Annotated in this window: 20 protein-coding genes and 3 tRNA genes; 13 read left to right on the forward strand and 10 right to left on the reverse strand. The window is 52.0% G+C overall.

Annotated elements, in window-relative coordinates; all coding sequences use genetic code 11:
- From dnaT to OQV04_RS07545, 3 genes are all read right to left on the reverse strand, one after another.
- On the reverse strand, positions 1-540 hold the full coding sequence (dnaT, locus tag OQV04_RS07535) for a primosomal protein DnaT (RefSeq protein WP_000098818.1): 540 nt from the start codon (positions 538-540) through the stop codon (positions 1-3).
- 106 nt (positions 541-646) lie between these two features.
- Entirely contained in the window at positions 647-1,120 is a 474-nt protein-coding gene (locus OQV04_RS07540) for a threonine/serine exporter (RefSeq protein WP_000538188.1), read from the reverse strand.
- Positions 1,111-1,881: a threonine/serine ThrE exporter family protein gene (locus OQV04_RS07545; protein ID WP_001340933.1), complete on the reverse strand. Its 771-nt coding sequence runs from the start codon at positions 1,879-1,881 to the stop codon at positions 1,111-1,113. The genes OQV04_RS07540 and OQV04_RS07545 overlap by 10 nt, the downstream gene beginning before the upstream one ends.
- Before the next feature lie 618 nt (positions 1,882-2,499).
- Between OQV04_RS07545 and OQV04_RS07550 the strand changes: the two genes are divergently transcribed.
- Together OQV04_RS07550 and bglJ are read left to right on the forward strand one after the other, a co-directional pair.
- Positions 2,500-3,225 (forward strand): helix-turn-helix domain-containing protein, encoded by a 726-nt coding sequence (locus tag OQV04_RS07550; RefSeq protein ID WP_032282076.1) that lies wholly within the window; start codon positions 2,500-2,502, stop codon positions 3,223-3,225.
- A complete protein-coding gene (gene bglJ / locus OQV04_RS07555) occupies positions 3,183-3,860 on the forward strand; it encodes a DNA-binding transcriptional activator BglJ (protein WP_004020501.1) in 678 nt (225 codons plus the stop codon). Before OQV04_RS07550 ends, bglJ begins: the two co-directional genes overlap by 43 nt.
- A gap of 37 nt (positions 3,861-3,897) precedes the next feature.
- On the opposite strand, the gene fhuF is transcribed toward bglJ, so the two are convergent.
- Complete coding sequence (fhuF, locus tag OQV04_RS07560; protein WP_000331550.1) at positions 3,898-4,686, reverse strand: siderophore-iron reductase FhuF; 789 nt, start codon at positions 4,684-4,686, stop codon at positions 3,898-3,900.
- A 140-nt stretch (positions 4,687-4,826) separates the two neighbouring features.
- Here fhuF and OQV04_RS07565 point away from each other — a divergent pair, with 140 nt between their 5' ends.
- Positions 4,827-5,063 carry a DUF1435 domain-containing protein gene (locus tag OQV04_RS07565; protein ID WP_001360092.1) on the forward strand — a complete coding sequence of 79 codons (237 nt, stop codon included), beginning with the start codon at positions 4,827-4,829 and terminating at the stop codon, positions 5,061-5,063.
- 38 nt (positions 5,064-5,101) lie between these two features.
- On the opposite strand, the gene OQV04_RS07570 is transcribed toward OQV04_RS07565, so the two are convergent.
- The 4 genes from OQV04_RS07570 to rsmC all read right to left on the reverse strand — a co-directional run bounded on the left by OQV04_RS07570 (position 5,102) and on the right by rsmC (position 6,755).
- A tRNA-Leu gene (locus tag OQV04_RS07570) sits at positions 5,102-5,188 on the reverse strand.
- A gap of 33 nt (positions 5,189-5,221) precedes the next feature.
- A tRNA-Leu gene (locus OQV04_RS07575) sits at positions 5,222-5,308 on the reverse strand.
- Positions 5,309-5,336: 28 nt separating this feature from the next.
- A tRNA-Leu gene (locus OQV04_RS07580) sits at positions 5,337-5,423 on the reverse strand.
- A 300-nt stretch (positions 5,424-5,723) separates the two neighbouring features.
- Positions 5,724-6,755: a 16S rRNA (guanine(1207)-N(2))-methyltransferase RsmC gene (rsmC, locus tag OQV04_RS07585; protein ID WP_001272323.1), complete on the reverse strand. Its 1,032-nt coding sequence runs from the start codon at positions 6,753-6,755 to the stop codon at positions 5,724-5,726.
- A gap of 102 nt (positions 6,756-6,857) precedes the next feature.
- On the opposite strand from rsmC, the gene holD reads away from it, so the two are divergent.
- The 8 genes from holD (at position 6,858) to OQV04_RS07625 (ending at position 13,318) form a co-directional block, all read left to right on the forward strand.
- Positions 6,858-7,271: a DNA polymerase III subunit psi gene (holD, locus tag OQV04_RS07590; RefSeq protein ID WP_000204018.1), complete on the forward strand. Its 414-nt coding sequence runs from the start codon at positions 6,858-6,860 to the stop codon at positions 7,269-7,271.
- A complete protein-coding gene (rimI, locus tag OQV04_RS07595; protein ID WP_001092461.1) occupies positions 7,240-7,686 on the forward strand; it encodes a ribosomal protein S18-alanine N-acetyltransferase in 447 nt (148 codons plus the stop codon). The genes holD and rimI overlap by 32 nt, the downstream gene beginning before the upstream one ends.
- Positions 7,687-7,700: 14 nt before the next feature.
- Positions 7,701-8,378, forward strand: coding sequence for a pyrimidine 5'-nucleotidase (yjjG, locus tag OQV04_RS07600; RefSeq protein WP_000870710.1), 678 nt, complete (start codon positions 7,701-7,703; stop codon positions 8,376-8,378).
- A 90-nt stretch (positions 8,379-8,468) separates the two neighbouring features.
- A complete protein-coding gene (gene prfC, locus OQV04_RS07605) occupies positions 8,469-10,058 on the forward strand; it encodes a peptide chain release factor 3 (RefSeq protein ID WP_000175943.1) in 1,590 nt (529 codons plus the stop codon).
- Between the two features lie 392 nt (positions 10,059-10,450).
- Positions 10,451-11,056 (forward strand): molecular chaperone OsmY, encoded by a 606-nt coding sequence (gene osmY, locus OQV04_RS07610; RefSeq protein ID WP_001295748.1) that lies wholly within the window; start codon positions 10,451-10,453, stop codon positions 11,054-11,056.
- 126 nt (positions 11,057-11,182) lie between these two features.
- Positions 11,183-11,344: a DUF1328 domain-containing protein gene (locus tag OQV04_RS07615; protein ID WP_000490275.1), complete on the forward strand. Its 162-nt coding sequence runs from the start codon at positions 11,183-11,185 to the stop codon at positions 11,342-11,344.
- A 121-nt stretch (positions 11,345-11,465) separates the two neighbouring features.
- Positions 11,466-12,539 (forward strand): patatin-like phospholipase family protein, encoded by a 1,074-nt coding sequence (locus OQV04_RS07620; protein WP_001543400.1) that lies wholly within the window; start codon positions 11,466-11,468, stop codon positions 12,537-12,539.
- On the forward strand, positions 12,536-13,318 hold the full coding sequence (locus OQV04_RS07625) for a metal-dependent hydrolase (protein ID WP_000563060.1): 783 nt from the start codon (positions 12,536-12,538) through the stop codon (positions 13,316-13,318). Before OQV04_RS07620 ends, OQV04_RS07625 begins: the two co-directional genes overlap by 4 nt.
- A 415-nt stretch (positions 13,319-13,733) precedes the next feature.
- Here the strand turns inward: OQV04_RS07625 and OQV04_RS07630 are convergent, their stop codons facing one another.
- Both OQV04_RS07630 and OQV04_RS07635 read right to left on the reverse strand, forming a co-directional pair.
- Positions 13,734-14,597 carry a YjjW family glycine radical enzyme activase gene (locus OQV04_RS07630; RefSeq protein WP_001088439.1) on the reverse strand — a complete coding sequence of 288 codons (864 nt, stop codon included), beginning with the start codon at positions 14,595-14,597 and terminating at the stop codon, positions 13,734-13,736.
- Positions 14,569-16,119 carry a YjjI family glycine radical enzyme gene (locus OQV04_RS07635; protein WP_001143253.1) on the reverse strand — a complete coding sequence of 517 codons (1,551 nt, stop codon included), beginning with the start codon at positions 16,117-16,119 and terminating at the stop codon, positions 14,569-14,571. Before OQV04_RS07635 ends, OQV04_RS07630 begins: the two co-directional genes overlap by 29 nt.
- 257 nt (positions 16,120-16,376) lie before the next feature.
- On the opposite strand from OQV04_RS07635, the gene deoC reads away from it, so the two are divergent.
- Positions 16,377-17,156: a deoxyribose-phosphate aldolase gene (gene deoC, locus OQV04_RS07640; RefSeq protein ID WP_001295412.1), complete on the forward strand. Its 780-nt coding sequence runs from the start codon at positions 16,377-16,379 to the stop codon at positions 17,154-17,156.
- A 126-nt stretch (positions 17,157-17,282) separates the two neighbouring features.
- Positions 17,283-18,605 (forward strand): thymidine phosphorylase, encoded by a 1,323-nt coding sequence (deoA, locus tag OQV04_RS07645; RefSeq protein ID WP_000477811.1) that lies wholly within the window; start codon positions 17,283-17,285, stop codon positions 18,603-18,605.
- Positions 18,606-18,646: the final 41 nt, after the last annotated feature.

Here is an 18,646-nt window from a genome sequence, read left to right on the forward strand (position 1 = left end):
TTACCCTCTGAATCCTGGTGGAATTTGGCTGTCAGGTTCGCTGACCGTATTCACATCTCGTTTCGGCAGTCCGCCGTTGCTGGCACGACCGATTTGCAGGCTGCGCGCCAGTTTTTGTTGCCACTGCACATGGTGAAAGACTTTACCTTCCGCCTGCCAGTAGGCAATGAATGAGGCCAGTTCTTCGGTGGTCACCGGCTCTCTTAGCGCCACGCCCCATAGCGCCGCCAGGCGGATAAAGTCGGCATCGGGTTGCCAGTCCGGATACATGGCGAATTTCCCCATGGGGACAGCAACGGGAGCGGCTTGCGGTTCCTGATAGAGTTGATCGTCCAGAGCGACATCGCTTCCCGGACGCGCCAGCTTTTCTTCCAGCGCCAGCAGTTCAGCCAGGCGTGCAGGCGTGACGGCATAAAACGCCGGGGCATTGTTAGCAAATACGGCAACCACACCGCCTTCAGCTTTTGCCAGAACGGTTTGGTGATCGTGTACCAGGGCGTCAATACCAACGACGTCCGGGGTCAAAACTCTGGAAGACATACTGTTTCTCAAATATGGAACGATGAACGAGAAGGGAGATAACTTTTATAGTAACACACGGAGGAGAGGAGGCTGTCTCTCATCCGTGTGCTTAAGCGAGGCAATTTTATACGCGAGGGCGCTTGCGGTACAACCATAATCCAGGAATGGAAAGACCGATGGATAACGCACCAACAATCGATGAAGCTGTAAGAAAGTTGGTTAACAGGGTAATCATCAACGGTTCGCTGTAACCTAACTGGCTGATTTTTACCGCCGAAATCATTGCGGTATAAGCCGATATGCCCGGGAACATAGGGATAACGGCCGCCACGGTAAACACTTTCGGATGCGCCAGATACCAGCGCGACCATTGAATACCAATGGTGCCGACCAGCATAGAAGCCATAAAAGTTGACCACTCAATATTCAGCCCGCTGGTCATTAAGATCATTCGTGAACCATGACCAATCGCGCCAAGCAGCGCACACCAGCGTAACGCCCGAACGGGAACGTTGAACACCATCGCAAAGCCGACCGCAGGAATGGCGGCGAGGATCATATCCTGCGCCAACGCTAACAGAAATTCGATCACACCCATCCGCGTAGCCCCCAAATCGTCAGTGCCATCACTACGCCGACGCAGGTAGCCAGTGTCAGCAGACTGGCGATCGCCCAGCGTGCCAGTCCGGTATTGATGTGGCCTTTAAACATATCGGCGACGGCATTAATCAACGGAAATCCCGGCACCAGCAGCAGAACGCTGGCGGCCATCGCGATAGTGGGTGTATTGCTGAAAGTGGGAAGTTGCAAAAGCAATCCGGAAATGGTGGTGGCGGCGAAAGCGGTGAGGCAAAAGTTGATCTGCGGATGAAGATGACGTTGTGCCAGCAGCTGGCGGATATACATCGCGGCCGTACTGGCAAAGAAGGTGATGACGGCACCATCCCAGCCACCTTTATTGAGTTTGCAGAAACAGGCGCAAGAAAGGCCAACCATTAAGGCTACCAGCCATCTTGGGTAACGTAATGGCTGAATTTGGCTAAATCGTTTCTCTACGCCTTTGTAATCCAGCAGATGGTGCTCCGCCAGAATCACAATGTGCTGGACTTCAGTCACCACATGCATATTAATGCCGCGATCGTGATTTTTACGTGTCGATGTCAGGCATTGCCCATCTTTAATGGTTGTCAGCACTATGGCGTTCGAAGAGATAGAACTTTCGACGCTGTCCATCCCCAACGCCCGACCCAGTCGTGAGGAAAGCTCATCAACCAACGCGCTTTCCGCACCATGTTGCAAAAGAAATAATCCACACTGGATACAAAGCCGTGTTACGGCTCGCTGTTGCTCAGTTTGCATAACTCGCCCTTTGTCATAGACGTGCTGCGTATTGTTCAGATAATGAGAATCCATTTGTATCATGAAGCACGGTTGTTTTGCGGTAGGTTAAGATCAAAATTGCGCTGATTAATCCTGGTTATCGGGACAAGCTCGGTGATAAAAAGCGAATTATCTCTCGTCGCAAACAAACTATCACATGAATATTATCACCATAATGAATTTATTGTTTGTCCTTTACGAACCAGAATAATAGATAACCGGGCACGTTTTTTAATGTTAACAAGTTAAAATCATCAGATTTCATTGAATAAATATTGGTTGTGTGATTTTTCATTCTGCGGGAAGGGATATCATTTAATTATAAATTAAATGAATGTGATTTCTGTTTTTCATTAAGTATTCCTAACAACTTAATGTAGATATTTTAAATGTCTCCAGGCTATTTCACCAGGTTATCATTTGATGCTAACCTTCTGACACATGCAGTGGAGTTGTTGTGCAGCAGGAGTATGCTGATATGAAAGTGAATGCTAAGGATAATTTATTCGCTTAATCTATTAATTTGCTGGAAACATTTAAGGAATGAATATCCTGAATAAACCATCATAATTTTTAGGCAGTGGATGTGGAGGAAATATGTTGCCAGGATGCTGCAAAAATGGAATTGTTATCAGTAAAATACCTGTTATGCAAGCAGGGTTAAAAGAGGCCATGAGGACTCACTTCCCTGAATATGAAATAATATCCAGCGCCTCTGCGGAGGACCTTACCTTATTACAATTACGTCGTTCCGGATTAGTCATTGCTGATTTAGCCGGTGAAAGTGAAGATCCACGTTCTGTTTGTGAACATTATTATTCTTTAATCTCACAATATCGGGAAATTCACTGGGTTTTCATGGTGTCACGCTCCTGGTATTCCCAGGCAGTAGAACTGCTCATGTGCCCTACGGCGACGTTATTGTCTGATGTTGAACCCATTGAGAATCTGGTCAAGACCGTACGTTCCGGCAATACGCACGCAGAGCGTATCAGCGCCATGCTGACCTCCCCGGCAATGACTGAAACTCATGATTTTAGCTATCGCTCCGTCATTCTCACTCTTTCAGAGCGCAAGGTACTGCGGCTATTAGGTAAAGGATGGGGCATCAACCAGATAGCTTCATTGCTTAAGAAAAGTAATAAAACTATCAGCGCCCAAAAAAACAGTGCGATGCGTCGACTGGCAATTCACAGCAACGCTGAAATGTATGCATGGATAAATAGCGCGCAGGGTGCAAGAGAACTTAACTTGCCTTCTGTTTATGGAGATGCCGCAGAATGGAACACAGCCGAATTAAGAAGAGAAATGTCGCACTCATAGAAAAATGCGTCATGAGTAGTATCGGTATTGAGAGTTTATTCAGAAAGTTTGCGGGCACCCCTTATAAGCTCCATACCTATACCAGTCAGGAGTCATTTCAGGATGCCATGTCGCGGATCTCGTTTGCGGCGGTCATTTTTTCTTTTTCTGCCATGAGAAGTGAGCGCAGAGAGGGATTATCTTGCCTGACTGAACTGGCGATTAAGTTTCCGCGTACCCGGCGTTTAGTTATTGCGGATGATGATATTGAAGCTCGGCTGATTGGTTCATTGTCGCCATCACCGCTGGACGGTGTATTAAGTAAAGCGTCAACGCTGGAGATTTTTCATCAGGAACTCTTTTTGTCATTAAATGGTGTACGTCAGGCGACCGACCGACTGAACAATCAGTGGTACATTAACCAAAGCCGGACGCTAAGCCCGACGGAGAGAGAAATATTGCGCTTTATGTCGCGTGGCTACTCAATGACACAAATTGCCGAGCAGCTTAAACGCAATATCAAAACGATCCGCGCGCATAAATTTAATGTGATGTCGAAACTGGGCGTCAGTTCTGATGCAGGATTGTTGGAGGCCGCAGATATTCTGTTATGTATGCGGCATTGCGAAGCAAGTAATGTGTTGCATCCCTATTAATCCGCATGATGCCGGGTTTACTTCCCCGGCAGTGCTTTCATTTCAGCGTACAATCGCCACATTGCTGCACATCCGGTAAGCGATAACGCTGGCAGCAAGTGCGGCGCACCAGCAGGCCGTCGCGCAGTACCACGGTACGCCAGAGTGGATTATCTTCACCGTTCGTGAGCGTTTTCTCAAAAAAGATGGCATGGCGCAGCGATTCAACCGTCGCCTCGCCGAGCAGTTGCTTCATCTCAGTGAGATACCAGTTGATCAAATAACCGGTATTACTCCAGATAAGTTTGCCGTTGATCTCTCCGGTCGCTTCTAGTGCCTGCACAACCGGAACCAGCGCCTGGCTGATTAACGTTTCCATTCGCTGCTGCGGCGAATGTGGTGTTGCGTTTTTATCTTCACACACATCGACCCAGAAACAGGCGGCACGGCCGGTTTCGTGAAACTCAGCATGGAAATGTTCCGGCGACACATCTAATGCTTTTTCCTGCGTCAGTAGCGCCAGCATTAATGGTGGCACCATCAGGCCGATATACCATTGTGCCCATAGTGAGATCAGCGGTTTGTTCTCGCGGATCATCGTTGGTTGGTTGCGATAGATATGATCGGAATAGACCGCGAGTAGAGAACTTAGCGCATTCGGTGATGACCATTGCGCCAGCGTCATGGCGTTAAGCGGAGCGGGTTCATCCAGGCGGATAAACTCCAGCAAATGTTCACGATGTTCGGCGATCGTCGCACGTACGGCTTGTGCAAGCCCAGCATCCTGTGGCTGGAGATGCGTTCGCCAGATGATATCTTCATAGAGCGGTGCGGAACGATAGGCCATAATCGTGATAGTAATCTAAATGATAATGATTGCTAATCCTAGCGATAGGTTTACCCGATAGCAAGGGATTTCTCTGGCTTGCAAATGATAAAAATTATCATATGATATCGGTTATCATTATCAATGAAAGAGATGAAACCATGTTGCAACGTACGCTGGGCAGTGGCTGGGGAGTGTTGCTGCCGGGATTGCTGATTGCAGGGCTGATGTATGCGGATTTATCGCCGGATCAGTGGCGGATTGTCATTCTGATGGGATTGATATTGACGCCGGTGATGCTGTATCACAAACAGTTACGGCATTACATTTTGCTACCATCGTGCCTGGCGCTTAGTGCTGGCATCATGCTGATGCTAATGAATTTGAATCAGGGATGAAAAATCAAGGAAGAAACAAGAAAGGAAGTAAAGATAATTGGTGCGAGGGGGGGGACTTGAACCCCCACGTCCGTAAGGACACTAACACCTGAAGCTAGCGCGTCTACCAATTCCGCCACCTTCGCACAGTCATCTTACTTTTTTGATATCGCCTCGTTTGGTGCGAGGGGGGGGACTTGAACCCCCACGTCCGTAAGAACACTAACACCTGAAGCTAGCGCGTCTACCAATTCCGCCACCTTCGCCCAGTGCGAGCAATATCAACGTGGTTTTTGGTGCGAGGGGGGGGACTTGAACCCCCACGTCCGTAAGGACACTAACACCTGAAGCTAGCGCGTCTACCAATTCCGCCACCTTCGCATACCATCAATTCTTAAAAAGAATTGCTACCACGGAGGCGCATTCTAGTGGTTTTCAGCTTTTCGTCAATAGTTAATTATCGCCGGAGGTGTAATTGCTGGAAAAATGGCCATCAGCGGATTGTGGATAATTCGTTTGTAGGTCGGATAAGGCGTTCACGCCGCATCCGACACGGCATTCGGGGGCAGATGCCAGATGCGACGCTGGCGCGTCTTATCTGGCCTACAAGGGCTAACGTGCAGGTTTGGTATGTCGGATAAGGCGTTTACGCCGCATCCGGCAAGGCTTGCGGCGGGATACTTAACCTTTCTTCGCCTGGCGGGTCATAATGGCGCGATACACCTTGAAGCGCCCGGTTTGCGCGATAACTTCATGGAAGCCAAATGTCTCATCCAGCACGTCCGGATAAGGCAGGAAGGCGTTCGCTACAATTCGCAGCTCGCCGCCGCTATTAAGATGACGCACAGCACCGCGAATCAGCGTTTGCGCCGCATCCAGGCTGGTTTGCATCCCATCGTGGAACGGCGGGTTGGAGATGATCATATCAAAACGACCTTTCACCTCGGAAAAGACGTTGCTGGCAAAGACTTCACCTTCAACACCGTTGGCTGCAAGCGTCGCGCGGCTGGCTTCTACCGCCGGGGCAGAGACATCGCACAAGGTGAGACGGATTTTCGGCGAATGGCGCGCAAAGGCAACTGAAAGCACACCCGCGCCACAGCCGACATCCAGCACTTTACCTTTCGTGTGCGGAGTTAACGTCGAGAGCAGCAACTGGCTACCGACATCCAGACCGTCGCGGCTAAACACGCCAGGCAGCGTTTTGACCGTCAGGCCATCGACGCTGTATTCGCCCCAGAATTTATCGGCATCAAATACCGGCTGTTTTTCCAGACGACCAAAATAGAGGCCACAGCGACGAGCGCTGTCGACTTTATTCAACGGCGCATAATCTGCCAGCATCTGCTCGGCGCTGCGCACGCCGCTGCGGTTCTCGCCAACGACAAAAATATCTGTCCCCACTGGCAGCAGAGAAAGTAAATTCATCAACTGGAACTGGGCTTCCGGTTTGTTCTTCGGCCAGTAGTAAATCAGCGTATCGCAATCTGCGACGTCATCCGCCGTGGCGACCAGACTAAAACGGGCGTTATCCCCCATCTGGCGGCTTAACACCTGCCAGTGGTGGAATTGCTGGGTATGAGCACGGCTGGCCGCGGTATCTAAACGCGCGGGCAGGTCATCCTGTAAGTCTCCGGCAAACAGAATACGGCTTTGTTCGAAATCATCACTGTGACGCAGCAAGACTTCACTTGCCGGGGTAAATGCAGACATGGAATGCTCCTCAATTGATACTGGCGGCGATTATAGCCATATGTTGGCGCGGTATCGACGAATTTGCTATATTTGCGCCCCTGACAACAGGAGCGATTCGCTATGACATCCCGACGAGACTGGCAGTTACAGCAACTGGGCATTACCCAGTGGTCGCTGCGTCGCCCTGGCGCGTTGCAGGGGGAGATTGCCATTGCGATCCCGGCACACGTCCGTCTGGTGATGGTGGCAAACGATCTTCCCGCCCTGACTGATCCTTTAGTGAGCGATGTTCTGCGCGCATTAACCGTCAGCCCCGACCAGGTGCTGCAACTGACGCCAGAAAAAATCGCGATGCTGCCGCAAGGCAGTCGCTGCAACAGCTGGCGGTTGGGTACTGACGAACCGCTATCACTGGAAGGCGCTCAGGTGGCATCACCGGCGCTCACCGAATTACGGGCAAACCCAACGGCACGCGCCGCGTTATGGCAACAGATTTGCACATATGAACACGATTTCTTCCCTCGAAACGACTGATTTACCGGCGGCTTACCACATTGAACAACGCGCCCACGCCTTTCCGTGGAGTGAAAAAACCTTTGCCAGCAACCAGGGCGAGCGTTATCTCAACTTTCAGTTAACGCAAAACGGCAAAATGGCGGCGTTTGCGATTACGCAAGTGGTGCTGGATGAAGCTACATTGTTCAATATTGCGGTCGATCCCGACTATCAGCGTCAGGGATTGGGAAGGGCGCTGCTGGAACATCTGATCGACGAACTGGAAAAACGCGGTGTGGCGACGCTATGGCTGGAAGTCCGTGCCTCAAACGCTGCCGCCATTGCCCTGTACGAAAGTTTAGGCTTTAACGAGGCGACGATTCGCCGCAATTACTACCCCACCACGGACGGTCGCGAAGACGCCATCATCATGGCGTTGCCAATCAGTATGTAATACAAGGTGGAATAATGAAGTGGGACTGGATTTTCTTTGATGCCGATGAAACGCTGTTTACCTTTGACTCATTCACCGGCCTGCAGCGGATGTTTCTTGATTACAGCGTCACCTTTACCGCTGAAGATTTTCAGGACTATCAGGCCGTTAACAAGCCACTGTGGGTGGATTATCAAAACGGCGCGATCACTTCATTACAGCTTCAGCACGGGCGGTTTGAGAGCTGGGCCGAACGGCTGAACGTCGAGCCGGGTAAACTCAACGAAGCCTTTATTAATGCGATGGCGGAAATCTGTACGCCGCTGCCGGGCGCGGTTTCTCTGCTTAACGCCATTCGTGGCAACGCCAAAATCGGCATCATCACCAACGGCTTTAGCGCCTTGCAGCAAGTGCGTCTGGAACGTACGGGCCTGCGTGATTACTTCGATTTGCTGGTGATTTCCGAAGAAGTTGGCGTTGCTAAACCGAATAAGAAAATTTTCGATTATGCGCTGGAACAGGCGGGCAATCCTGACCGTTCACGCGTGCTGATGGTTGGCGACACTGCTGAGTCCGATATTCTCGGTGGCATCAACGCCGGGCTTGCGACCTGCTGGCTGAATGCGCACCATCGCGAGCAACCAGAAGGCATCGCGCCCACCTGGACCGTTTCATCGTTGCACGAACTGGAGCAGCTCCTGTGTAAACACTGATTGCCTCCCCCCCGTTGATGGGTAAAATAGCCGCAATTTTTCGTTTTCAACAAGCGCGGCGCGATGCCGCTTACTCAAGAAGAAAGAATTATGACGTTGTCTCCTTATTTGCAAGAGGTGGCGAAGCGCCGCACTTTTGCCATTATTTCTCACCCGGACGCCGGTAAGACTACCATCACCGAGAAGGTGCTGCTGTTCGGACAGGCCATTCAGACCGCCGGTACAGTAAAAGGCCGTGGTTCCAACCAGCACGCTAAGTCGGACTGGATGGAGATGGAAAAGCAGCGTGGGATCTCCATTACTACGTCTGTGATGCAGTTTCCGTATCACGATTGCCTGGTTAACCTGCTCGACACCCCGGGGCACGAAGACTTCTCGGAAGATACCTATCGTACCCTGACGGCGGTGGACTGCTGCCTGATGGTTATCGACGCCGCAAAAGGTGTTGAAGATCGTACCCGTAAGCTGATGGAAGTTACCCGTCTGCGCGACACGCCGATCCTCACCTTTATGAACAAACTTGACCGTGATATCCGCGACCCGATGGAACTGCTCGATGAAGTTGAGAACGAGCTGAAAATCGGCTGCGCACCGATCACCTGGCCGATTGGCTGCGGCAAGCTGTTTAAAGGCGTTTACCACCTTTATAAAGACGAAACCTATCTCTATCAGAGCGGTAAAGGCCACACGATTCAGGAAGTCCGTATTGTTAAAGGGCTGAATAACCCGGATCTCGACGCTGCGGTTGGTGAAGATCTGGCACAGCAGCTACGTGACGAACTGGAACTGGTGAAAGGCGCGTCTAACGAGTTCGACAAAGAATTGTTCCTTGCGGGCGAAATCACTCCGGTATTCTTCGGTACTGCGCTGGGTAACTTCGGCGTTGATCATATGCTGGATGGCCTGGTGGAGTGGGCCCCTGCGCCGATGCCGCGTCAGACTGATACCCGTACCGTAGAGGCGAGCGAAGACAAATTTACCGGCTTCGTATTTAAAATTCAGGCCAACATGGACCCGAAACACCGCGACCGCGTGGCGTTTATGCGCGTAGTATCCGGTAAATATGAAAAAGGCATGAAGCTGCGCCAGGTGCGTACTGCGAAAGATGTGGTTATCTCCGACGCGCTGACCTTTATGGCGGGCGACCGTTCGCACGTTGAAGAAGCGTATCCGGGCGATATCCTCGGCCTGCACAACCACGGCACTATTCAGATCGGCGACACCTTTACCCAGGGTGAGATGATGAAGTTCACCGGTATTCCGAACTTCGCACCAGAACTGTTCCGTCGTATCCGCCTGAAAGATCCGCTGAAGCAAAAACAGCTGCTCAAAGGGCTGGTACAGCTTTCCGAAGAGGGCGCGGTGCAGGTGTTCCGTCCGATCTCCAACAACGATTTGATCGTTGGTGCTGTTGGTGTGCTGCAGTTTGATGTGGTGGTATCGCGCCTGAAGAGCGAATACAACGTTGAAGCAGTATATGAATCAGTCAACGTTGCCACTGCCCGCTGGGTAGAATGTGCGGACGCGAAGAAATTCGAAGAGTTCAAGCGTAAGAACGAAAGCCAACTGGCGCTTGATGGCGGCGATAACCTCGCTTACATCGCTACCAGCATGGTCAACCTGCGCCTGGCGCAGGAACGTTATCCCGACGTTCAGTTCCACCAGACCCGCGAGCATTAATTCTTGCCTCCAGGGCGCGGTAGCCGCTGCGCCCTGTCAATTTCCCTTCCTTATTAGCCGCTTACGGAATGTTCTTAAAACATTCACTTTTGCTTATGTTTTCGCTGATATCCCGAGCGGTTTCAAAATTGTGATCTATATTTAACAAAGTAATGACATTTCTGACGGCGTTAAATACCGTTCAATGCGTAGATATCAGTATCTAAAGCCGTCGATTGTCATTCTACCGATATTAATAACTGATTCAGAGGCTGTAATGGTCGTTATTCATCACCCATCGCTTTTGTGATGGCGACCATTGACTTCTGTAGAGGGTGAAGTCTCTCCCTATTCAGCAATGCAACCTCGTGTTGCCAGGCTCAAATTACGAGCAAACATACAGGAATAAATCGATGACTATGACAAGACTGAAGATTTCGAAAACTCTGCTGGCTGTAATGTTGACCTCTGCCGTCGCGACCGGCTCTGCCTACGCGGAAAACAACGCACAGACTACCAATGAAAGCGCAGGGCAAAAAGTCGATAGCTCTATGAATAAAGTCGGTAATTTCATGGATGACAGCGCCATCACCGCGAAAGTGAAGGCGGCCCTGGTGGATCATGACAACATCAAGAGCACCGATATCTCTGTAAAAACCGATCAAAAAGTCGTGACCCTGAGCGGTTTCGTTGAAAGCCAGGCTCAGGCCGAAGAGGCAGTGAAAGTGGCGAAAGGCGTTGAAGGGGTGACCTCTGTCAGCGACAAACTGCACGTTCGCGACGCTAAAGAAGGCTCGGTGAAGGGCTACGCGGGTGACACCGCCACCACCAGTGAAATCAAAGCCAAACTGCTGGCGGACGATATCGTCCCTTCCCGTCATGTGAAAGTTGAAACCACCGATGGCGTGGTTCAGCTCTCCGGTACCGTAGATTCTCAGGCACAAAGTGACCGTGCTGAAAGTATCGCCAAAGCGGTAGATGGTGTGAAAAGCGTTAAAAATGATCTGAAAACTAAGTAATTCGTCGTAATTCGTCCTCCCGAACTTTGTCGGGAGGCGCGATGTGCACCACACTAAAAATATCGCATTGAGTGATTTTCACGCTCATATCAAGCGGTGACATTAACTATGGTAAAGGAGACGCTTATGTTTCGTTGGGGCATCATATTTCTGGTTATCGCGTTAATCGCCGCCGCACTTGGGTTTGGTGGTCTGGCCGGTACCGCTGCAGGCGCAGCTAAAATTGTCTTTGTCGTCGGGATTATTCTGTTCCTGGTGAGTTTGTTCATGGGCCGAAAACGACCCTAGATTTCAGACCATTAAGAAAATTTTATCCAAAGCCAGTCCAGCGGACTGGCTTTTGCGGTTTTAGCGAATAATAAATTGCGTTACTTTGTCATTCTTTCACAACAAAAACAGGAAGGCAGAGGTGGGGCAGCGAATACCTGTAACGCTTGGTAATATTGCGCCGTTGTCGCTAAGGCCGTTCCAGCCTGGACGAATAGCTCTGGTGTGCGAAGGCGGCGGACAGCGTGGAATTTTCACGGCTGGCGTGCTGGATGAGTTTATGCGCGCGCAGTTTAATCCTTTCGATCTTTATCTCGGCACATCTGCCGGGGCGCAGAACCTCTCGGCGTTTATCTGCAATCAGCCCGGTTACGCGCGCAAAGTCATCATGCGCTATACCACAAAACGCGAATTTTTCGATCCATTGCGCTTTGTCCGTGGAGGAAATCTTATCGATCTCGACTGGCTGGTGGAGGCCACCGCAAGCCAGATGCCGTTGCAAATGGATACCGCCGCGCGGTTGTTTGACAGCGGCAAATCGTTTTATATGTGCGCCTGTCGTCAGGATGACTACGCGCCGAATTACTTTTTACCAACCAAACAAAACTGGCTGGATGTGATTCGCGCCTCCAGTGCGATACCTGGCTTTTATCGTAGCGGAGTGTCGCTGGAAGGCATTAACTACCTGGATGGCGGGATCAGTGATGCGATTCCGGTTAAAGAGGCGGCAAGGCAGGGCGCTAAAACGTTGGTCGTCATCCGCACTGTGCCGTCACAAATGTACTACACGCCGCAGTGGTTCAAACGCATGGAACGCTGGCTGGGTGACAGTAGCCTGCAGCCGCTGGTCAATCTGGTGCAGCATCATGAAACCAGCTATCGTGACATTCAGCAATTTATTGAGAAACCACCGGGCAAGCTGCGGATATTCGAAATTTATCCGCCGAAGCCATTACATAGTATCGCGCTTGGCAGTCGGGTTCCGGCGCTGCGTGAAGACTATAAACTTGGGCGTTTATGCGGTCGTTATTTCCTCGCCACGGTTGGCAAGCTATTAACTGAAAAAGCGCCGCTTACCCGCCATCTGGTGCCAGTGGTGACGCCGGAATCGATCGTTATTCCGCCTGCGCCAGTCGCCAACGATACGCTGGTTGCCGAAGTGAGCGATGCTCCGCAGGCGAACGACCCGACATTTAACAATGAGGATCTGGCTTGATTTGCCGTTTTATCGATACCCACTGCCATTTTGATTTCCCGCCGTTTAGTGGCGATGAAGAGGCCAGCCTGCAACGCGCGGCACAAGCGGGCGTAGGCAAGATCATTGTTCCGGCGACAGAGGCGGAAAATTTTGCCCGCGTGCAGGCGTTAGCGGAAAAATATCAACCGCTGTATGCCGCATTGGGGTTGCATCCGGGGATGTTGGAAAAACATAGCGATGTGTCTCTTGATCAGCTACAGCAGGCGCTGGAAAGGCGTCCGGCGAAGGTGGTGGCGGTGGGGGAGATCGGTCTGGATCTCTTCGGCGACGATCCGCAATTTGAGAGGCAGCAGTGGTTACTCGACGAACAACTGAAACTGGCGAAACGCTACGATCTGCCGGTGATCCTGCATTCACGGCGCACACACGACAAACTGGCGATGCATCTTAAACGCCACGATTTGCCGCGTGCTGGTGTTGTCCACGGATTTTCTGGCAGCCAGCAACAGGCTGAACGGTTTGTACAGCTGGGCTACAAAATCGGCGTAGGCGGTACTATCACCTATCCACGCGCCAGTAAAACCCGCGATGTCATCGCAAAATTACCGCTGGCATCGTTGTTGCTGGAAACCGACGCGCCGGATATGCCGCTCAACGGCTTTCAGGGGCAGCCTAACCGACCGGAACAGGCTGTGCGGGTGTTTGATGTGCTTTGCGAGTTGCGCCCGGAACCAGAAGATGAGATTGCCGAAGTGTTGCTTAATAATACGTATGCGTTGTTTAGCGTTAGTGGGTAGTTTACCCTTCGTAGGCAGCATCCGGCAGTCGGCGCATAATGCCTGATGCGACGCTTGTCGCGTCTTATCATGCCTACAGGTTTGTGCCGAACCGTAGGCCGGATAAGGCGTTCACGCCGCATCCGGCAGTCGGCACACAATGCCTGATGCGACGCTTGACGCGTCTTATCATGCCTACAAATCTGTGCCGAACCGTAGGCCGGATAAGGCGTTTACGCCGCATCCGGCAGTTGGCGCACAATGCCTGATGCGACGCTTGTCGCGTCTTATCATGCCTACAAGTCTGTGCCGAACCGTAGGCCGGATAAGGCGTTCACGCCGCATCCGGCAGTTGGCGCACAATGCCTGATGCGACGCTGGACGCGTCTTATCATGCCTACAAGTCTGTGCCGAACCGTAGGCCGCATCCGGCATGTCACAAATACAGCGCCGGAAATATCAACCGGCCCACCCCGCGCACCTTTAATGCATCAGCCAACGGCTCAACGTCTTCCGGCGTGGCGCTCGCCCAGCTTTGCGCCTCGCCATACACGCCGTGGGCATGAAACGCGTTCAGGCGTACCGGAACATCGCCAAGTCCCTTGATAAACGCCGCCAGTTCTTCGATGTGTTGCAAATAATCCACCTGGCCAGGGATTACCAGCAAACGCAGTTCCGCCAGCTTGCCGCGCTCTGCCAGCAAACAGATGCTGCGCTTAATCTGCTGATTATCGCGTCCGGTTAATTGTTGATGACATTCGCTACCCCATGCTTTGAGATCGAGCATTGCGCCGTCACACACCGGGAGTAATTTTTCCCAGCCGGTTTCGCTCAACATGCCGTTACTGTCCACCAGACAGGTGAGATGGCGCAGTTGCGGATCGTTTTTGATAGCAGTAAACAGCGCCACTACAAACGGCAGTTGGGTCGTGGCTTCGCCGCCGCTTACCGTTATCCCTTCAATAAACAGCACCGCTTTGCGGACATGGCTAAGCACTTCGTCCACGCTCATGGATTGCGCCATCGGCGTGGCATGTTGCGGACACCTCTTCAGGCAGGTATCACACTGCTCGCAGACCGCAGCGTTCCACACCACTTTGCCGTCAACAATCTGCAACGCCTGATGCGGACACTGTGGCACGCACTCTCCGCAATGATTACAGCGCCCCATCGTCCACGGATTGTGACAGTTTTTGCAGCGCAGATTGCAGCCCTGCAAAAACAGAGCCAGACGACTGCCTGGCCCGTCAACGCAGGAGAAGGGGATAATCTTACTGACTAAAGCGCATCTGCTGTTCATGGCTTATCACGCGCGGCTGGCGTTCCAGAATACGAGTGTTGCGTGCGGCTTCTTCGCCCAGCCAGGTGGTGTTGGTGCGTGAACCTTCGGCGCGATATTTTTCTAAATCCGACAAACGCACCATATAACCGGTAACGCGAACCAGATCGTTACCGCTGACATTGGCGGTAAATTCACGCATTCCGGCTTTAAAGGCACCGAGGCAAAGCTGTACCAGCGCCTGCGGATTACGTTTGATGGTTTCGTCGAGCGTCAGAATGTCGCTGATGCCGGAATAATAATAAGCATGATGCGGGGCGACAGTTTGCAGATGGGTGATCGGATCTGGCTCATCGCCATAGGGTAAACGCGCGCCCGGCGTGGTGCCGATATCGGAACTGATCCCCGACTGTGCGTGTAACATGGCGCGTTTTTGCCATCCATATTTCACGGGGGTATTGGCGACAAACTCCGCCAGTTGCGCGCTGATGCGATAACCCACTTCATTTGCGGCGGCTTCTTTACCGTAACGTGCGGCAATCCCTTCTTTCTCACACAGCAAGTTAACCGCTTCCGCCAGCCCATACATGCCAAACATTGGCACAAAACGTTCAGGGTTAATCAGCCCTTCTTTCACCAGGAAGCTATTCTCAAAGAAGTGTGATTGTTGATAGAGGAATTCACACCGCGCATCGATGATGGCGATCTGCTGCTGGCAATAGTGCGGTAGAGTGCGCGTAAAGAAGTCATCCAGCGATTCGCTGCGCTCGGCAATGGCTTTCAGGTTAAGGCGTACCAGCGTGCTGCCACCACCCGCCAGCGGCAGTGAGTTGTAACAGCTCACAATCCCGTAGCCCCCTTTTGTGAAAATTTTATCATGCACCGGACCGTTGGCGATGTGCGGTTTGCTACATTCACAGATGTTCTTCGCCACTTCCAGCAGCAGGTCATCAGGGGTGATTTCAGGATCGTAGATAAAGGTCAGGTTCGGTGAAACCTGCTTCAACTCTGCGTCTGCACGTAAGATCGCGCGGGTAATGGGCGAATCAGACGGGCCGATATTGGCGTGCATAAAGGCGTCTGGCAGGGTTCTGTCGAGGTAACGCCAGAAACGTTTTATTCGAACATCGATCTCGTCTTGTGTTAGAATTCTAACATACGGTTGCAACAACGCATCCAGTTGCCCCAGGTAGACCGGCATCGATGTGACCGACGGTACGTGGTGGTAAAGAATGGTCAGCAGAGAGAGTGCGTCATCAAGATCTTTCGCGCCTTCCAGCTCCAGCCATTCGGAACCGTTCGCCAGAAAACGGGCGTAATCGGGTAAGACATAGCGCGGTTTGTACGGCGCATGACCTTCAAACATATCGCAGATTACACCCTCATCCAGCGCGCGGCGGGCTTCGGCAGGAAGCTGCGGATAAGGCAGATTGTTTTCTGCTTCCAGAGCCAGAAAATGGCGCTTCTGCTCCGGGCTAAGCACTGGGCTGGTGACAATTTGCTGGCAACGTTGTTGCAGTGCATTTTCATGAGAAGTGGGCATCTTCTTTTCCTTTTATGCCGAAGGTGATGCGCCATTGTAAGAAGTTTCGTGATGTTCACTTTGATCCTGATGCGTTTGCCACCACTGACGCATTCATTTGAAAGTGAATTATTTGAACCAGATCGCATTACAGTGATGCAAACTTGTAAGTAGATTTCCTTAATTGTGATGTATATCGAAGTGTGTTGCGGAGTAGATGTTAGAATACTAACAAACTCGCAAGGTGAATTTTATTGGCAACAAGCCAGGAGAATGAAATGACTGATCTGAAAGCAAGCAGCCTGCGTGCACTGAAATTGATGGACCTGACCACCCTGAATGACGACGACACCGACGAGAAAGTAATTGCTCTGTGTCATCAGGCCAAAACTCCGGTCGGCAATACCGCCGCTATCTGTATCTATCCTCGCTTTATCCCGATTGCTCGCAAAACGCTGAAAGAGCAGGGCACCCCGGAAATCCGAATCGCTACGGTAACCAACTTCCCACACGGTAACGATGACATCGAAATCGCGCTGGCAGAAACCCGTGCGGCAATCGCCTACGGTGCTGATGAAGTTGACGTTGTGTTCCCGTACCGCGCGCTGATGGCGGGTAACGAGCAGGTTGGTTTTGACCTGGTGAAAGCCTGTAAAGAGGCTTGCGCGGCAGCGAATGTACTGCTGAAAGTGATCATCGAAACCGGCGAACTGAAAGACGAAGCGCTGATCCGTAAAGCGTCTGAAATCTCCATCAAAGCGGGTGCGGACTTCATCAAAACCTCTACCGGTAAAGTGGCTGTGAACGCGACGCCGGAAAGCGCGCGCATCATGATGGAAGTGATCCGTGATATGGGCGTAGAAAAAACCGTTGGTTTCAAACCAGCGGGCGGCGTGCGTACTGCGGAAGATGCGCAGAAATATCTCGCCATCGCAGATGAACTGTTCGGTGCTGACTGGGCAGATGCGCGTCACTACCGCTTTGGTGCTTCCAGCCTGCTGGCAAGCCTGTTGAAAGCGCTGGGCCACGGTGACGGTAAGAGCGCCAGCAGCTACTAAGTAAGATGCTTTACGCCTGATGCGCTGCGCTTATCAGGCCTACGAAACGTATCTACCCGTAGGCCGGATAAGGCGTAGACGCATCCGGCAAAAGCCGCCTCATACTCTTTTCCTCGGGAGGTTACCTTGTTTCTCGCACAAGAAATTATTCGTAAAAAACGTGATGGTCATGCGCTGAGCGATGAAGAAATTCGTTTCTTTATCAACGGTATTCGCGACAACACTATCTCCGAAGGGCAGATTGCCGCCCTCGCGATGACCATTTTCTTCCACGATATGACAATGCCTGAGCGTGTCTCGCTGACCATGGCGATGCGAGATTCAGGAACCGTTCTCGACTGGAAAAGCCTGCATCTGAATGGCCCGATTGTTGATAAACACTCCACCGGCGGCGTCGGCGATGTGACTTCGCTGATGTTGGGGCCGATGGTCGCAGCCTGCGGCGGCTATATTCCGATGATCTCCGGTCGCGGCCTCGGTCATACTGGCGGTACGCTCGACAAACTGGAATCCATCCCTGGCTTCGACATTTTCCCGGATGACAACCGTTTCCGCGAAATTATTAAAGACGTCGGCGTAGCGATTATCGGCCAGACCAGCTCACTGGCTCCGGCGGATAAACGTTTCTACGCGACCCGTGATATTACCGCAACCGTGGACTCCATCCCGCTGATCACTGCCTCGATCCTGGCGAAGAAACTGGCGGAAGGTCTGGATGCGCTGGTGATGGACGTGAAAGTGGGTAGCGGCGCGTTTATGCCGACCTACGAACTCTCTGAAGCCCTTGCCGAAGCGATTGTTGGCGTGGCTAACGGCGCTGGCGTGCGCACCACCGCGCTGCTCACCGATATGAATCAGGTACTGGCCTCCAGTGCAGGTAACGCGGTTGAAGTTCGTGAAGCGGTGCAGTTCCTGACGGGTGAATATCGTAACCCGCGTCTGTTTGATGTCACGATGGCGCTGTGCGTGGAGATGCTGATCTCCGGCAAACTGGCGAAAGATGACGCCGAAGCGCGCGCGAAATTGCAGGCGGTGCTGGACAACGGTAAAGCGGCAGAAGTCTTTGGTCGTATGGTAGCGGCACAAAAAGGCCCAACCGACTTCGTTGAGAACTACGCGAAGTATCTGCCGACAGCGATGCTGACGAAAGCAGTCTATGCTGATACCGAAGGTTTTGTCAGTGAAATGGATACCCGCGCGCTGGGGATGGCAGTGGTTGCAATGGGCGGCGGACGCCGTCAGGCATCTGACACCATCGATTACAGCGTCGGCTTTACTGATATGGCACGTCTGGGCGACCAGGTAGACGGTCAGCGTCCGCTGGCGGTTATCCACGCGAAAGACGAAAACAGCTGGCAGGAAGCGGCGAAAGCGGTGAAAGCGGCAATTAAACTTGCCGATAAAGCACCGGAAAGCACACCAACTGTCTATCGCCGTATCAGCGAATAACGGTATACTGATCTGATCATTTAAATTTGAAGCACTGAGTA

Origin of the sequence: Escherichia sp. Lx600-2, from assembly GCF_036662595.1 — a bacterium.
Taxonomy (GTDB): domain Bacteria; phylum Pseudomonadota; class Gammaproteobacteria; order Enterobacterales; family Enterobacteriaceae; genus Escherichia; species Escherichia coli.

Bases quoted from the DNA above. Each gene is read 5' to 3' on its own strand.
- OQV04_RS07550 (WP_032282076.1), top strand. From the start codon at position 2,500: ATGTTGCCAGGATGCTGCAAAAATGGAATTGTTATCAGTAAAATACCT.
- yjjG (WP_000870710.1), top strand. From the start codon at position 7,701: ATGAAGTGGGACTGGATTTTCTTTGATGCCGATGAAACGCTGTTTACC.
- holD (WP_000204018.1), top strand. From the start codon at position 6,858: ATGACATCCCGACGAGACTGGCAGTTACAGCAACTGGGCATTACCCAG.
- deoC (WP_001295412.1), top strand. From the start codon at position 16,377: ATGACTGATCTGAAAGCAAGCAGCCTGCGTGCACTGAAATTGATGGAC.
- OQV04_RS07635 (WP_001143253.1), bottom strand. From the start codon at position 16,119: ATGCCCACTTCTCATGAAAATGCACTGCAACAACGTTGCCAGCAAATT.
- fhuF (WP_000331550.1), bottom strand. From the start codon at position 4,686: ATGGCCTATCGTTCCGCACCGCTCTATGAAGATATCATCTGGCGAACG.
- bglJ (WP_004020501.1), top strand. From the start codon at position 3,183: ATGGAACACAGCCGAATTAAGAAGAGAAATGTCGCACTCATAGAAAAA.
- rimI (WP_001092461.1), top strand. From the start codon at position 7,240: ATGAACACGATTTCTTCCCTCGAAACGACTGATTTACCGGCGGCTTAC.
- osmY (WP_001295748.1), top strand. From the start codon at position 10,451: ATGACTATGACAAGACTGAAGATTTCGAAAACTCTGCTGGCTGTAATG.
- dnaT (WP_000098818.1), bottom strand. From the start codon at position 540: ATGTCTTCCAGAGTTTTGACCCCGGACGTCGTTGGTATTGACGCCCTG.
- OQV04_RS07545 (WP_001340933.1), bottom strand. From the start codon at position 1,881: ATGCAAACTGAGCAACAGCGAGCCGTAACACGGCTTTGTATCCAGTGT.
- rsmC (WP_001272323.1), bottom strand. From the start codon at position 6,755: ATGTCTGCATTTACCCCGGCAAGTGAAGTCTTGCTGCGTCACAGTGAT.
- prfC (WP_000175943.1), top strand. From the start codon at position 8,469: ATGACGTTGTCTCCTTATTTGCAAGAGGTGGCGAAGCGCCGCACTTTT.
- OQV04_RS07540 (WP_000538188.1), bottom strand. From the start codon at position 1,120: ATGGGTGTGATCGAATTTCTGTTAGCGTTGGCGCAGGATATGATCCTC.
- OQV04_RS07615 (WP_000490275.1), top strand. From the start codon at position 11,183: ATGTTTCGTTGGGGCATCATATTTCTGGTTATCGCGTTAATCGCCGCC.
- OQV04_RS07630 (WP_001088439.1), bottom strand. From the start codon at position 14,597: ATGAACAGCAGATGCGCTTTAGTCAGTAAGATTATCCCCTTCTCCTGC.
- OQV04_RS07565 (WP_001360092.1), top strand. From the start codon at position 4,827: ATGTTGCAACGTACGCTGGGCAGTGGCTGGGGAGTGTTGCTGCCGGGA.